This window comes from Spiroplasma tabanidicola (assembly GCF_009730595.1).
GTDB classification, from domain to species: Bacteria; Bacillota_I; Bacilli_A; order Mycoplasmatales; family Mycoplasmataceae; genus Spiroplasma_A; species Spiroplasma_A tabanidicola.
On the sequence record NZ_CP046276.1, the window covers coordinates 706,372 to 723,782 of the forward strand.

At 21.1% G+C, this 17,411-nt stretch carries 9 protein-coding genes; 2 read left to right on the forward strand and 7 right to left on the reverse strand.

Features of this window, described 5'->3' with window-relative positions:
- Nucleotides 1-13 precede the first annotated feature (13 nt).
- Nucleotides 14-967, forward strand: a complete 954-nt coding sequence (locus STABA_RS03230) for a hypothetical protein (protein WP_156006486.1) — start codon at nt 14-16, stop codon at nt 965-967.
- Nucleotides 968-2,045: 1,078 nt separating this feature from the next.
- Here the strand turns inward: STABA_RS03230 and STABA_RS03235 are convergent.
- Entirely contained in the window at nt 2,046-2,396 is a 351-nt protein-coding gene (locus STABA_RS03235) for a hypothetical protein (protein WP_156006487.1), read from the reverse strand.
- A 363-nt stretch (nt 2,397-2,759) separates the two neighbouring features.
- Here STABA_RS03235 and STABA_RS03240 point away from each other — a divergent pair, with 363 nt between their 5' ends.
- Nucleotides 2,760-5,072 (forward strand): ATP-binding protein, encoded by a 2,313-nt coding sequence (locus STABA_RS03240; protein WP_156006489.1) that lies wholly within the window; start codon nt 2,760-2,762, stop codon nt 5,070-5,072.
- 378 nt (nt 5,073-5,450) lie between these two features.
- Here the strand turns inward: STABA_RS03240 and STABA_RS03245 are convergent, their stop codons facing one another.
- The 6 genes from STABA_RS03245 to STABA_RS03270 form a co-directional block, all read right to left on the reverse strand.
- Entirely contained in the window at nt 5,451-5,603 is a 153-nt protein-coding gene (locus STABA_RS03245) for a hypothetical protein (RefSeq protein WP_156006491.1), read from the reverse strand.
- 311 nt (nt 5,604-5,914) lie between these two features.
- Nucleotides 5,915-6,691: a MurR/RpiR family transcriptional regulator gene (locus STABA_RS03250; protein ID WP_156006493.1), complete on the reverse strand. Its 777-nt coding sequence runs from the start codon at nt 6,689-6,691 to the stop codon at nt 5,915-5,917.
- 122 nt (nt 6,692-6,813) lie between these two features.
- Nucleotides 6,814-8,250, reverse strand: a complete 1,437-nt coding sequence (locus STABA_RS03255) for a glycoside hydrolase family 1 protein (protein ID WP_156006495.1) — start codon at nt 8,248-8,250, stop codon at nt 6,814-6,816.
- Nucleotides 8,240-10,669 carry a glucose PTS transporter subunit IIA gene (locus tag STABA_RS03260; protein WP_156006497.1) on the reverse strand — a complete coding sequence of 810 codons (2,430 nt, stop codon included), beginning with the start codon at nt 10,667-10,669 and terminating at the stop codon, nt 8,240-8,242. Before STABA_RS03260 ends, STABA_RS03255 begins: the two co-directional genes overlap by 11 nt.
- A gap of 87 nt (nt 10,670-10,756) precedes the next feature.
- Nucleotides 10,757-11,491, reverse strand: a complete 735-nt coding sequence (locus STABA_RS03265) for a MurR/RpiR family transcriptional regulator (protein ID WP_156006499.1) — start codon at nt 11,489-11,491, stop codon at nt 10,757-10,759.
- Nucleotides 11,492-12,832: 1,341 nt separating this feature from the next.
- Nucleotides 12,833-14,839, reverse strand: coding sequence for a lipoprotein (locus STABA_RS03270; protein WP_156006501.1), 2,007 nt, complete (start codon nt 14,837-14,839; stop codon nt 12,833-12,835).
- Nucleotides 14,840-17,411: the final 2,572 nt, after the last annotated feature.

Here is a 17,411-nt window from a genome sequence, read left to right on the forward strand (position 1 = left end):
GGAAGTTAAGTAAATGAAAAAGTTATTACTTTTTATAAATAGTATTGGAATATCTCTTTTAAGTGTGTCAAGTTTAGCAGCTTGTTTTACAAATAGTAAGAATCAAAATGAATCTCAAAAAAAATGAGATATTGATAAAACAATTTTACAAACTATCAAACAAGGTTTGAAAAGACAAGAAATTGAAGAACTAATTATAAAAAGTTTAAATGATGCTGTATGATTATTTAATAAATATTTTGTAGACATCAATAAAGATTTTCGTATTCAGTTTTTTAATAGTGATGATTTAAATAAAGAAATAATGTATACAGATTTGGATGTTATTTATGGACAGACAACAATTATTGTTAAAGCAAACGAATCTAGTAAATTTTTAACAAATCAAAAATCTATAAATATTGATAAAATGGATATTTCAAAGTTTAACAATATGAATACAGAAGCTGGGTATAAAATTGATTTTTATTTAAAAAAAATTAAGGAAATAATTGAACTTGAAAATGAAAAAATAAAAATCGATTTAAATGTTGATTATAAGATAAATTATCCAGAAAACGATTCTAAAAGTATAAAAATAGGACAAAAAATATATGTAAATGCAGTTGATAGTTCAAAAGTACTTCAAGGAAGTTTTAAATGAGATGTTATAGCGTATGACCCTTTGAGATCTGATAGTGTTTTTAAAACAAAAAACGATAGCAATTTTAACTTTACTCTTGAATATGAACCAAAAAATAGTGATGAGTTTTTTAAAAGTTTAGAAGATTCATTAGAAAAAATATTTTTTAAAGATTTTGTTTTTAAAAATAAAATTGATTTTATATATAGGTACGAAGATAAAGATTGAGATTTTGAGGAAGGTTATAAAATAATTACAGGTGTTTTTGTTTTATTCCAAAAAGATTCAGACTATATTAAATATACAGAGGAAGAAATAAAATTACCACTTACTTATTCAGAATAATGTTAATTTTAATAAATTTTATTTTAACGATTTTACTTTATCAGCATTAATATTTTCATTAGCAATATTTAGATTTTTATTAACCCCCACCTACTTTTATTCATTCAGTTAAAAAATATAATAAAAAAAGAGAGAAATAGTTTTTTAAATATACTTTGTCAAGTATACAAAAAGTTATTTATAAGAATACTTCAAAATTATTTGAAGTATTCTTTTTGTTTGGAGTAAAACTAATATAAGCATATGCCGGCGGTCCATTATGTTTAATAATTATTCTTTTATGGTTATAAACTCTACATAATTATCTATTACCTTTTTTAAATTAATAAATCTATTTTGTTTTAATTTAGTTTTTCATTCTTCTTTTAATGAAGAAAAAAAGTTTCACACATTGCATTATCAATAGAATTACCAGGTCTAGATAATGATATTATCATGTTATTTTTTTTAACATATCGTCTTGAAAATACAGATGTGTACTGAATTCCATTATCAAAATTAATAATTAGTTTTTTAGATATATCTTTTCTATGTAGCGAAGCTTTTTCTAGTGATTTTTATAAATATCAATATCGTTTTTTAAAGATACTTCATGACCGACTATAAACTCAGTATTTGCATCTTTTATAACACTTAAATATGCAAACTTTTTATTAAACGATATATAAGTAACATCTGTAACTCATAACTCATTTTTTGAGTATAAAGTTCAATTTCTATTAACATGATTAGGCCGTGTGTAATTTTTTTGACTTCTTTAGGCTTTCTATTCGTTTTTTTAATTCTTATAACTGAATATAATTTAAAAATTTTCATAATTCTAGCTATCTTAGTTTAACTTGCCACAATTCCAATATTATTTAAAACTATTTTTATTCTTGGCGCCCCATAAATTTCATTATTTTTCATAAAAATCTCTTTTATTTTAGAAGCTAAATTCAAATCTACTTTTAAGTTAAATTCTGGCTTATTTTTTTACATCATCGATAATAACTAGTTCTAGTTATATTTGATAATTTACATAAAAAAATAATTGTATATTTATTTTTATATTTATCTATTGTTTTGTAATAATTAATTATTCTTTTTCTGAATCATCCATTAGTTCATTGAACTTTTTTAAAACCTCATTCTCCATTTCTAATCATTTTATTTTTTTGTTTAGTTCAGCAATTTTTTTGTCTTTCGGATCTTTTGAATTGGTTCTAATTTTTCCATTATGTTTGTTATGTTTTCCAGTTTTTGAAATAAGTGATTCATCACCATAAACTTCTCAATCTAAACACATTCTTCTAACTGTTGAATATGATATGTTGTAAGTTTTTGATAAATCTCTAAAAGATAAATTTTGCTTAAAGTATTTATTTATTAATTCTTTTTTAGTATCAAAATCTAGAATATTTGATTTGTTTCCTTTTAAATTTGCCATATAAAAAATTCTCCTTGTATAATTTTATGTTTTTTTTAACATAATGTATACTTAGAGAATTATATTTAATTTAAAATATTTAAATATTATTAATAACTACTAATATAATTTATTTAACTAATATTTTTAAAAATTAGTAAGTAATAATTTTGTATTTCTACATTAATTAAATAATTATTGATATTACTTTTAGATTTTTTATTTATTTAAGTCACCTTTCTAATTTTATCACTATTTATATTTTGGTAAAACTATTTAAAATATATAATTATTTGTTATTAAATAAATATACCATCTTTATTTTAACAAATTTAAGTGTATTTTATCTTATATAATCAACTTATAAGTTGAAAGGATAATAAAATGATAATAAATAAATTTAAAAATATATACGGAATTAAAGAAATTAAATTTGAAGATGCGAATACTACCTTTACTAAAAGTGTAACATTAATTTATTCTAAAAACGGATTGATGAAATCTTCTTTTGTAAAAGGAATCAAAGATATAGTTTCAGGAAAATTTCCAATAGAAAGAATTTATGGTAATAATCCAGAATATGATATTACGATTTTAAATAAAAACTACACTAATGGGAAAATTGTTGGCAAAGATGATCGAGTAATTTGTATGGAAAATAACAATTATCAAGAAAAGTTAACTGAAATTAATCAAATTGTATCCTTATTGCAAAGTGATGAATTAACTAAAAAATATAATGAATTACTCACAAAAAATGAAAATGTTATTAAGGAAATAAAAAAGTTATTTGAAAACAAACTTGATTCTAATAATTCTACATTAAAAAATATAGGTCAACAAGTTTATGGTTTGAGTGATAACTATGAAATTGAACTAATTAAAACATTAGTAAATACTGATGTAGATGTATTAATAGAAGCTAAATCATTAACTACTAAGGATTTATTATCATTAAAAAAAGATTTTTTAGACAATCTAAATAATTCAAAACCCGGAATAGAACTTTTTAAAACTATAAAAACTATGAAAAGAGGTATTTTTACAAATGACATTTTTACTATGGAGGATTTCAATGATTTAAAGGAATTTTTTAAAAATAAAGTAAAAAATTTCTTTTCATTAGGAGAAATTATTTTAAAAACTAATTCCAATGAGAATATAACTATAACTTCAGTTGATGAACTTAAAGAATATTATGACAAAGAAGTTCTTACAATATATGGAAGTGAAGATGTTTTAAAGAAAGTAAAAGAAGTAAAAAAGTTTTTTTTTAATAATAAAACTAATAGAGAATCTAGTGAATTATTTTTGCAAAACCCTTGATTATGAGATAAAACACAAAATAAAGATTTAGTAAAAAGCTGTTTTAGAAGTATGTGTGAAGCTTTTTTTGAAGATATTATAAATATTTTTAATAATATAAGTTCAAATGTTAAAGATATAGAAGAATTTAATGAAAATATAGTAAATGATAAACAATATTCGACCGTATGAGAAAAAATATTAGATAAATTTTCTAGTATAATTGACTTACCTTTTAAAATAAAAATTACAAATAAAAAAAACGCTCTTCTTTTAAAAGAAGTACCCATATTTGAATTTGTTTATGAAGATGAGAAAGTAGTCAATCATAATGAGGATAAGGTTTTAGAAACTCTTAGTTCAGGAGAAAAAAAAGCTTTATATTTTTTAAAACTACTCTATAAGATTGAAATTGCTAAAAAAAATAATAAAGAATATGAAATGGTTATTATATTAGATGATGTAATTGAATCATTTGATTATAAAAATAAATACGCTATATTATCTTATCTTAATGAGTTAATATATAAAGAAGTACCAAATGTTAAAAATAAAATAAAATTAATAATTTTTTCTCACAACTTTGATTTTATTAGAAACTGTCAATCTCAGTTTAAAGCTAAAAGTAACACTTATATGGCAGTTAAAAATAAAGATAATAAAAATATTGTTTTAAAGAATTTTTTTAAAGGTTATAGTACTTTGAAAAATGTGGATGATGGTTTAAAGTTATTTAAAGGTTGAATAGATAAAGCTAGAAATATAGTTGATAAACAATCAACTGAGTATAATGAAATATTAATTGCATTATTGCCAGTATTAAGAAATATAAATAGTATAAAAATAAAAAATGATAATTCTTCAATAATAAAAGCTCTACATTATTATGGAGATACCAGTTTTTCAAAAATAAAATGAGAAAATTTAATAGATATTTTCGATGATATCAAGTTAGAAATTGACAAAGCGTATTATAATCAAAATATAGAAACTGTTGCTGTCGAAGTATCTGATGAATTAGTTAAAAATGAAAGAGATGATATCTATGATAGTTTACTTAAAAAATTAACACTTTCGATAACAATAAGGTTACTTTTAGAAAAATATATGTATAAATTAACAAGTAATAATTCTGATGAGAAAAGTGAAAAGAAAAAAATATTTGCCAACGAAACAGGTGAGATATATAGTAATTTAAAAAATAAATATAAAGCGAATAATAAGGAATTACCTTCTGAATTTAAAGATGTTATAACAAGTTCGTTAAGAGTTATTAATGATCATATTCACATTAACTCTTTTATGTATGAACCACTTTTAGACTTAGATGAAGAATTGCTATCAAATCTATATAAAAGAGTTAGAAATTTATCTTTTGAAAAAAATAAGTAATTAAAAAGCACAAAATGCTCTTTTATTACAATTGATTTTTTTATAAGATTTTGTAATTCTTTTTTTATAATAAGTACTGCTCTTTTTTTTAAATATATTTATTTAATTAGCTTTTTTGTAAAAATCTAACAAGTTTAAAAATTTTAATAAATTTGACTTATTTAAAGTATGATAACAACCTAATTTATAATAATCTTCTTTACTTTGAGATTTAGAGTATTTATTTGATAATTCTTGTATTTCTAGATCTATTTCAAGTTATATTTTTTTTATAGTTTTCTCAATTATTATTACAAATAATATATAACCCATAATTCATTAAATTTAATCTGTTATATACTTCTACTATGTGTTCATTTATTTTTTCTTCTTAAGATTTTAAGTTAATAAATACTGGGCAAGGTTCTTCATAGTCATTCCGTCATTTGATATAGAAATAATTAAGTCACTTAAATCAGAATCCTCAATAAAAACTTGATAATTAGCTTTTAATCATTCAATAATCTCTTTTTTTGTTTCTTCTGTTGTCATCTTTTAAATTTTTCATTTTTAAATTTATCAAAGTTTATGGTTAAATAAAAAAAATTAAACCTATCCATATATTGAAAATTATTGATAGCAAGCAATTACGTACATTCAAAATATGCTTGATTTCAAAATTTTTATAGTAATTAAATAATTTATAGTAAAGACATAAAATTATATGTCAAAAGTATTTTTTATAAAAAACATAAAAATAAAATTTATTATTAAAATTTAAAAAAGAGAAAGTATTTTTTTTCCTTTCTAATATAAAAGACCAGTTTTTTAACTGGTCTACTTAGGTTTTTTTTCTAATAAAATTATTTATATATTTTTTTATTAATTTTTAAATTAAGATAAAAGAATAAATTTATTAGAGCAAAATGTCTTAGAACATGGTGTGAGTCGTCATAATTAAAACTTAATAAATGTTTATTTTGATAATCATTATCATAAATTTTATTAAACTTAAAGTAAGTTGTTATTAAATAAGTATTTTTAGTTTTTTTATTTATTATTTTTTTAATATACAAAGAAGCCAAATTTTTAAAATCACTTTCAGATATAATTATTAATTTTATACATTTATTATCATCAAAGTAGGATTCTAAGTCTAAATAATCTAACTCTATTTTAATTACTTGACTGGAGATATTTTGCTCTTGTAATACTTTTTGAAAATAACTTACTGAGTCTAAATTTTGTCAAGAAGATAAAATCTTTATTTTTTTTTGTAATAAAATATTTTTTATTAATGAATCTAAAAAACTTTTACTTTGAATAACTCAATTATTCATACTTTTAATAGTTTCTAATTCTTTATTGATTTTGTTCTTTTTAATTTCTTCTTTTGCTTTTAATATTGTTTTTTCATATTCAAGTTTTAATTTAAAAATAAGTTCACGATAACCACTACATCCAGTTTCTTTTGCAAAACGAGTAACTGTTGCTTCTGAAACAAAACATTCTTTTGAAAAATCTTTTTCGCTTTTAAATTCTCCGATTAAAAACATATTTAATAATTTTTTACTTATAATATGTTTTATTGTATTTTTTTCATCTTTTGACATTTCATCAATTTTTTCATATATATTCATAAATTTATCCTTCAATTTTTTAATAATATTTTTTTAACTTATCAATATTTGGAAGTAAATTTTAAATTAATATTTTTATAAATCTATAAATTTTTAATTACAAATCAATTTTGTTTGATAGATTATTGTAAATGGTTTTTTAAATACTTTTGAAATCAATAATAGCTATTTTTTTTATATCTTTTTTTTGAACCATTACCATTATCATCTTGATCAACATATATCAATCCATATCTTTTTGACATTTCATTACTTGCAGATGAAACAACATCGATTGGTGTTCAAGTTATGTATCCAAACACGTTAACTCCATCATTAATTGCATTTTTTAATTCTTTTAAATGTAATTCTAAATAGTTAATTCTTCTATCATCTTTTATTGTTAAATCTTTTTCAAGCTTATCATTTATACCTATTCCATTTTCTGCTATAAACAAAGGTAGTTTGTATCTATCTCACAAATCATTTAATGTTATTCTTAACCCAATTGAATCTATTTGTCATCCTCATTCACTTTCATTTAAATATGGATTTTTTTCAAGTTTAAAAAGATTAGCTTCTGATGTTAAATTTTTATTTAAAGAATTAACTCCACTCATATAATAACTAAATGCTATAAAATCAATTTTATTTTCTTTAATCAATTCAAGTTCGGACTCATCAAAAGCAATTTTAATATTATTATCAATAAAATATTTTAACATATAAGTTGGGTACTCACCCTTAACCATTAAATCATAATAAAAATAAACTTTTTTTTCTTGCTCTTTTAAATTATATAAAACATTTTCAGGTTTACAATCTAGTGAATAACAAGTTGCTTGAGCTAACATACAACCCATTTGAAAATCTTTGTTAATTTTTTTTGCTATTTTAATAGTTTTTGCGTTTGCAACAAATTGATTATGTAAAGCTTGATAACAACTTTCTAATAAATTATCTTCCTTGTCTGCAATTATTCCTGCACTTACAAAAGTAGTAAAAATAGTAGCATTGATTTCGTTAAATGGTATTCAATATTTTACAAAATCTTTAAACTCATTTAATACTACACTTGCATATCCAGTAAATAAATTAATAACTTTTTTGTTTTTTCATCCTCCATATTTTTGAACAATTTTATACGGTAAATCAAAATGAGAAATTGTAACAATGGGTTCTAGATTAAATTTTTTACATTCTTTTATAATATTCTTATAAAATTTTATTCCCTTTTGACATACCTTGCCATCATCAATATTTGGAATTATTCTTGATCAAGAAATTGAAAATCTAAAAGCATTCATTCCCATATCTGCAATTAACTTAATATCTTCCTTATATCTATGATAAAAATCTATTCCTTCTCTTTTGGGAAAGTATAAATCTGACTCATTTTTTAAAGCATAGTCTATTTTTTTTGAACTAGTTATTTTTAGATTTGTTATATCTTTTCGATTTTTTACATCTTCAAAATATTTTAAATCAGCTACAGTTAAAGATTTTCCATTAATATTATAAGCACCTTCAACTTGTGGCGCAGAAACACCACCTCCAATTAAAAAGTTTTTAGGAAACATGTTCTTTAACCTTCTTTCTATTCAAAGTTAATAAATTATTTTTACACTCAGTTAAATTAAAATGTATATCTAGAGAGTGAATTGAATTAAAGTAATTGTTCATAATATTTTCAAGATTTTCATTTTTAATAAAGTATTTATTCAACGTTTTTTTTATTTTACTAATCATTAAAACTTGTAAGTTGCTTAATGTTTTTAAAGCTTCTTGATAACTATTTAAAAATTTTTGCTTAATATTTAAATAACTTTCAAGTTTTGCATCATTTTTAATCTTATTAATTTTTATTTGTAAATTATTTACTTTAATTAAGTTATTAATTGCAAAATCTTTTTTGTTTTCTAATTTAATAATATCTTCGTTTTGCTTATCTGTTAAAATATTAATCTTAGAATCCATTCTAGAGTATTTTGATAATTTTTTTTCTATACTTTTAATCAACATTTTATCTTGTTTTGTAAACTTAAACTCTTTGTTTAAATCATTTAATAATTGATTATTTTTATCATTAATTATGATTTTATTTAATTTAATAAATTTTACAAAAATTTTGTTAACTTTTTTAATTGAATGATTTTCTTCAAGTCTTTCTTTGTACATCAAAAATGTGAAAATATATGAGGCTCCAATAGAAATAAATGACCCTAAAAAGAATATTCCTATTTGATAAGCTCCTCCCGGTAAAAATCTTGTTACACCTAAAAACCCCATTCCTCCAGCTACCGAAGCATTTATTTTTAATAATCCTGTAACTAAACCTGCAAAACCAGCACCTAAACAACCTGAAATAAAAGGTGTTAATCTTGGTAAAGTAATTCCATAGATAATTGGTTCGGTAATTCCAACAAGTGCAGAAGGAATTGTAGAATATGCAATTTCTTTTGTTTTATAATTTGTTGTTCAATTACCTATACAAATAACAGCACCTAATTGTCCAAAGACCCCAAAGACTGTTGCTGCATATAATGGACTTGGTAAATTTTGAATCACAGTCACTATAACAGGTACATGAACACCTGTAAGTACAAGTGGTTGTCATAAAAGTGCAAACAACATAGTACCTATTCCATAAGGGATATTTCCAAGTCAATTAACACTAACACCAACAAAACCTTCTATAATTCCAAGAATTGGTCCTAATACAAACATAACTAGTAGCATTACTGTACTAAATGATATTGCAGTTCTAAAACATATATCTATAGAAGGTGGCATTCATGATTTTACTCATTTGTCAATATATACATATAATGATCCTGCAACAACTTGTGGAATTATAGAATTATAATAACCTCCTAATTTAATTTTTAAAAATCCTCATTCAAATAAAGTATAGTTAACCCCTCACATTAAATAAGGACTAGCGATTGCAACTCCAATTAATGCTCCAACAATAATATTTCCTTTAAGATATTTAACAGTACTAATGCATAAAAATATACCTAACATTCCAATACCAACTTCTGATATTATGTATATAAAAGCTGAAAATATTTTTGCATTCTTCATTTGTTCATAATTTTTAATATCATCAATGACATTAAACTGTATTAATAATGATTTTATAGCCATTAATATACCTGCTGCTAAAATAATTGGTATAGTTGGGACTACTACTCCACTTATAAAACCTAATGTTTTATCTTTAAAACTTTTTTTTGTATTTTTAATTTCTATTTTGATATCTTCATTGTTTAGTTTATCGATTTCTTCTTTAACTTTATAAACCTCTCCTCCAATGATAATTTGCAATTCTTGTCCACTTCAGTTAATCCCTTTAACAATTACTAATTTTTTAATTTTATCTTCTTCAACTAAATTTTTATTATTTATTGAAAATCTAAGTCTTGTCATGCAATTATAATGGGTTAAAAAATTACTTTTACCCCCTATTAAATTTAATATTTCTTTTGCTGCTTTTAAAAACTTTGTTTCGTTTTGTTCAAATTTAGTTTTTACAATATCATCTTCTATAACTATATAACCTATTAATTCACCTTGTTTTACCACTCCACTTTTTTGTAAAATAACTTTTTTTATATTTTCAAATACAACAATGGTTTCATTAGATAAGTTATTGTTTTTTATTTTATCATAGTCTATTTTTAAAATAACTTCATTTAAATTGATAAAGTCGTGTTCATTTTTTAAAAAATGAAAGGGTTTTCCCTTTAATTTAACCGTATCAATTCCGATATGAATTAAAGCTTTTGGACCATAAACTGATTTAACAAAAAATGCATGTTTAGTATCAAAAATCATCTCTATACTTGACTCATTAAATACGCTATGCAATTCGGTCCCATCAGGAATTATTAAAAAACCTTCACCCAACATTTTAGATCTGAATGTATTATCACTAGACTCTGCGATGTTTTTTAAATAACCTGAAATTGGTGCATATATTTCTACTTTTTTCATTCATCCTCCTACGAGTATATAATTACAAAATCTAGAAATTTATTCTATAAAACCAATTAAATCAAAAACTAGTTTCTAAAAAAGAAACTAGTTGACAATATTTATTATTTGAGCTATTAAATAACCTACTAATATACTTCTTAAATAATAACTAGTTGATGAATTATTCAAATCAAAAATTATTTTGACTTCACATTTATCAATTCTGGTACTTAAAGCAGTACTTGTAAGGAAAATAATATTATTGTTGTATTTTATTTTGTGATAAACATTAAATATACCCCCAACTTCCATTCCTCCTACTAAAAATAAAACTGTAGAGTTTTTTAAATTTATATCTAAATTGTAGTTAGCAACAAGCATTTCTGTAAAAAATACTTTATAACCTTTTTTATTTAAATAAAAATAAAGTATTTTTGCTTGATTAATTAATTGATTAGAAGCAACAATATAAGTATCATTTTTAATAAGTTCAGCAATTGTGAGTAGTTTTTCTTTATAATTATCAAAAAAATTGATACAATTTATAAAATAGTTTTTTGTATCATCATATGATTTAATTTCCATTTTATTATCTAGAATATTTAAATAATTTTCTCTTTCAAATTTAAGTCTACTTACTAATTCTCTATAACCTGTAAAACCAAGTTTATTACAAAACTTAGATATTGCAGATTTACTAACAAAACAATTATTTGAAATTGTTTGAATTGGAAGAAAAATATTTTTATCAAAACACTCTAATAAATTATTTATTATAACTATTTTTAATTGATTATGAGTTTCTTTTAAAACTAAAATAAGTTTTTCTCTGAGATTCATGTGATTACCTTCTTTTACATATGAGTTTATTGCTATTTTTATTTATTTTTAATGCATAAAATATAGACTAAACAAAAGAATATGTTAGTTTAAGTTAATCAGTTAGCATGAAAAACTAATTTGTTTATCTATTTATATTATATTGAAAATTATGATTAAATTACCAAAGTTTGGTTGAATTATTAGATTATTTTCTAAACATCAAGTAATTAAGCTGTAAAGAAAATATTCTTCGAAGTAAAAGTTTTAGAAAAATTGGATTTGACACAAAATTATAAGTTATAAAATATTGATCAAACAAACTTAACAACATAAATCCAAAAGAATATTATTTGTTGATTAAAAATCACACACGTTATAATTGATAAAATCCACAAAAAAATCAGCAAGTTATTTTTGTAAACAATACACAAAATAGAGTCAATATTATAATTAGAAAAAACCTTTTACATATTGAATTTCACAAACACTTAACTGATATTCTAAAATGTGTATCTAAAAAATAAATATAGACTTTGAAGGGTGCGTACTCAATTGCAATTTATTTTTCAATTGTTGAAAATATTATAAAAATTACCTCTATACCCTAAAAATTTTTTAGTTGATAGAACTCTTGCACCCTGCAAAGAAAATTGCTAAAAAGAATTTGAATTAAAAAATTTTTTTGTTCAAGTTATGAACATCTATATTTAAACCAAAAATACAAATATTATTGCTATAAAAATTTAAGCTAAAATATATTATTGTTTAATTGACAATGATATTTATAATTTAATATAAGTAGTCATCATAAACTTTATGGTAATGAAGAAACAATTAAAAAAAATATTTAAAATCATAAATATTAAATAACAACAAAAAATATAAAAAGTATTTATTAATATATTGTTTCTGACATAATCGCTTACAGTTAAAATTTTGATACCTTAGCTTATAAATTGCAAGCAAAATAAATCATATAAGTAAAAATTTTTAGACAGAAAGTTTGTGAGATCTTCTTGTAAACATTCAAATAATAGCTTTAATTTATGTTTAATTGCCATAATAACAATTAATAATTCTAAAACAAAATGTATAGTTGTGATCACCAATTAATCGAGATAATATTTAACATATTAATAATTAATTACAAATGTTTTTTTGTAATTAATTTATTAATGTATATTTAGTTTGTGATCTTAATAAAACTAGACTGCTTAGTGCTATTATTAATATTACAAAGATGTAATATTAATTTTTTTAAGCAATTTATATAATTAAATTAAAATAAAAAACAATCTTTTTTAAGTCTATTATTTAAGACATAATTAAAAATTGCTCTAATATTTTATAAAAATATAATTATTTTTTTCTTGTATTTTCAATAAATGATTTATCTCTATACATCTCTGACGCACTTCCATGTAATTTTCAAATTTTATCAGTAGTAAATGTAACATCGACAAAGTTTAACTTAAATCTTATATCTGATGTTTCATCACCTAACTTATAAATTTTGCACATATAAAATCCATTTGTATCAGGATCACCATTAATCTCATTTTTTAATATAAAACCTATTAATGTTTCTGTTAAAAATTCTCAATTATATATTGTTTGGTTGCCTTCTTTTAATAAAAATTTTCTTGCTGTATCTTGAATTTCAAGTCCATTATCACTTCTATTTGAAACATCAAGTGATAAAACTTTACTAAATCTTTTTAAAGTAAGTTGTCAATGCATCATAGCAACGCCTTTATATTCACCACTATATAAACCAGAAATATAATTTTGATCAAAACTATCTCATAGGTTTTTATCATATATTTCACCACTAAAAGCAGCTATTTTATATTCATCTGATGTATTTTCAATTCCAAAAGTTTTATGATAAGATTCTATTCCTTTTTGTAAGTTTGCAATAATTGATTTAAAAATTACAGAATTTTCATTCAAATCAGGACTTGTAATTTCTTCATCACTAACTTGATATCCTACTGCAATATAAAATTCATTTAAGTCAACTGAAAAATTATTAATTTTTAGTTTTAATCCTTTAATATTAAATAATCCCATGTTTGTAGATTTTTTTAAAGCCTTTATGTCTTTTGATTCTTCATCATTCGAAACACTAGCATAGTAATCAGCTAATCAAGTTTTGTAATTATTTTTTACATAATCATATAAAGATTTATCATAATTATCTTTTGTTTTTTCTATAGAAATATTTTTGAAAATATAATTATACAACTCTTCATTTTTTATCAAATTTGGAGTTATTGAATAATTATCATTGTTTTTTCATTTGAATTTACTATTAGTTGTAGCTTTTAATGAGTAATCTCAATACTCACCATCAGCATTTAAATTTTTATCATTTAATTCAAAAATTTTTTGATTTGGATCATTGCTAAAATCAATATTTATATTTTCATTTAAATTTGTAGTTTCTTTAATTTTATCAGAAATTGCTTTTTTAAATCCTTTCTCACTAAACTTTTCTTCTATTAAACTTTTTACTTCATCTTTATTATTTGTTATAAATTTATCATCATCAACAAAATTTGTTTTCTTAATTAAAGTGTTAAATTTATCAGCACCTAAAAATGCATATTTTAATTCCTTTACTTTATTGTTTATTAAATAAGTAAGCGCTTTATTTGAAGTAGAAATAAAATTAAAATCAAAGTCTTTAAAAGTTCTATCTTCTTTAATTGACTGTGTTTTATTATTTTCAGAATATCTTATTATAAAATTAAACTTTACATTTATACTAATGTATGATTCTTTAGACTCATTTCTTTTTTTAAAATTATTTGAGCTTCCTTGATCTGTTTCAAAAAATTTAATTCCGCCCTCTTCATTTGTTAATAATTTATCTTCATCAATTGAAAATAATTCGTTATCATTAACATTATTTAACAATATACTATATTTTTCTTTTCCTTTTAATTTTATAATACTTTCAACTATTCTTTGATAATTAATTAAACTTTTAAAATCACTTAAAAACTCAACTTTTTTATCATTGTTTTTAGGATTTTCAAAAATAGTTTTTAATGATGTTGTTGACTCTTCATTAATACCATCTATCATTTTAATTACTTTAGGTTTAATAAATAAATAACTAGAGTCATAATTTACTTCTTGAAATCAATTTTCACTTGCACGTTTAATTTCAGAATTAATAATTTCACTTACTTCTTTTAAATAATCCACAAGAGCTATATCATAATTTAGCAATTCTGGAAGTTTTTCGCTATCTTGATCGTTTTCCTTTTGTGAACTTTTTTTAGAACAAGCAACAACATAAGATACAATTGATGCTGTTAAAGTTATAGTAGACAATAAGTATAATATTTTTTTCATTTGTTATCTCCTCTTTTCTAGTATTTTTAATATGCATTTATTATATTTTCAATTTAAAAGAAAGTACTTTCACTTTACAAATACTGTTATCAAAATTATGAATAACAAGTCATTATGTCAAAATAAAATATACTGGCACGTAAACTGTTTGAGAAATTGCAATAGATATAATTAAAAAAAAAAAAAAAATAGAAGTTATAAAAGGTTTATTAAATAATCTAAAATTCATAAACACAAGTGCAAAAAGACATGTATACAAAAGTTAAAAATTATAAAAAATCAAAATTTATAAATTAAAATATTATAATTTTAGAATGTTAGATTATTGAAAAAGTCGTTAAAAAGATACAATCAGCTATTCTTCATTAAGAAATATAATGAAAGAAAATTAAAAGTTAGTAATTAGTATGAGCAAAAAAAACTAAAAAAAACAGTTTAAAAATAACTTAGACTCATTAGTTATAATTAAAATAAAATTCCATTATTAAAACTCTCTAACCCAATCTAAAGAAAATAACAAATTTTGGTGCAGTTTTTTAAGAATATGCTCATATCGTTTTATTCTATATAGAAAAAATTCAAATAATTTTGAAGTATTCTTATAAAAAATTTTTGCATACTTGACAAATTATAATTAAAAATATAGTAATTGATGTTTGCGTAATAAGAAAATATAACAAATATATGTTAACATATTGTATTTTTATTATAAACTTGCTTACAAAAAACAAATATTATATAAATAAAGGACTATATTTATGATTAAAAAAATTCAGTCCAAGCTTATTTATAGGCTTGGACTGAATTTTTCATAAATTGTTTTATTGCTTTGATAAAACTTTAATAATTTCTCTTATATGGGGTGTTTATAAAATTTGTTTCCCTAAAACACTGACTTTTGATCTAAATAAGTCTTAGAAACATAAAAAACTTTATTAAAAATATTTATTAAAATTTATTTTTTAAGTAATATCACATCAAGTTTCGATGTTTTTATCCAAATCTTCAATAAAAACATTATTTTTTTTTTTTTTTTATATTTATTTTTACCTCTATAAAATGTGTATATATTATTTTCTTAAATTAGTCAACATAGTTTCAAAATCTCAATGTTATATTATTCTAACATCCAGGCTTGAAATTCAACATTAATTATAATATTTTCATAAATAAACTTATGAATTGTTTTTAAAATTTTTTTTATCTTCTGGTTTTACTATGCTACATTAACCATAACGTTTTTAAATCTTTTTATAGTTTCAAACTTATTTATCTTTAAAAGGTCAAAACCTCAAGATTTTAAAAAAGAGATACATGTAAGTAATGCTGTTCTATTATTGCCATCAAAAAAGGATGATCTTTAATGATCAAATAAAAATTATAACAGCTTTATCTACTACATTTTTATAAAGCAACTCACCACCAAACGATTTAAATAGAGTAGTGCAACAGAACAAAACTAATTATAGTTTATTATTTTATAATTATTAGACTTATCTCTAATTGTGATGCTAATATTAAATTATTTCTCAATTGAATATGTAGAGAGTCAATTCAATTATTCACTTGTTCTCAATAATTTTTTGAGTTCCAATTATGAACAAGAACTATAACAAGAAACTTTCAAACATATTCTTGCTTTATTTTTAAATATTAACTTTTAACTTTTGTTCTATAAGGGTTTGCGTTATATGCGTAATATATTCTCAATAAGTCTTATTATAATTCATTAATTTTTTTATGTAATTCAAAATAGTGTATTCATCTAAATCTTTATCATCATTGTCATAGATATAAAAAAAATTGGTAACTTGTAATTTTTTTATTATTTTTACCTTGGTTTATATAATAAAAATACTATATTTTAATAATTGTCTTCTTTACTCAGTGTTTTTCCCTTGTGCATTTATATTTATAACAAATATTTTATTGCAATATTTACATTTCAAATCTTTATAGCTTAAATTGATTTCGTAATTAGATATTATCTATAAAAGATATTTATTAATTTAGATAAATTTATTTTATTATTAGTCAACGTTGCTTTAAAAATTTTATCTCCAATATAAAATTTTAATAATCATCATAAATAAATAATAGTCTATGATGACTTAAAGCATTTCTTAAACTTTTAATATCTTCTAAGTTTTTATATAAATATTTTTAAATTTTCAAATAGATCATTTTTTAATTTATTATCTAATAGAATAACTAAATCTATTAATTCTGAGAAAAATAAATTTTCTATACCGCGAGATAAACTACCTTTATGTTCATTTAACTTTTTTGTAATTTTTTTATTTATTTTATTAGTTCTTGCTTTTTTAAAATTATTTAAATAATCATTGAAAGTATTTCCGATAAGTGCTCTTATACTTTCTTCAAATGCTTATAAATATTTATATAGTATATTTCAAATTTTTTTATCAAATTGATTTAATTTAACTAAATGTATGAGTTCTACTTACCTTGGTTATTCAAACCTATATAGTTTGCAAGCATAGTGTGATATGCTAGACGTTTAATTCAATGTAATTATTAAATTCATTTATAAATTTTTCTTTATTTGCTT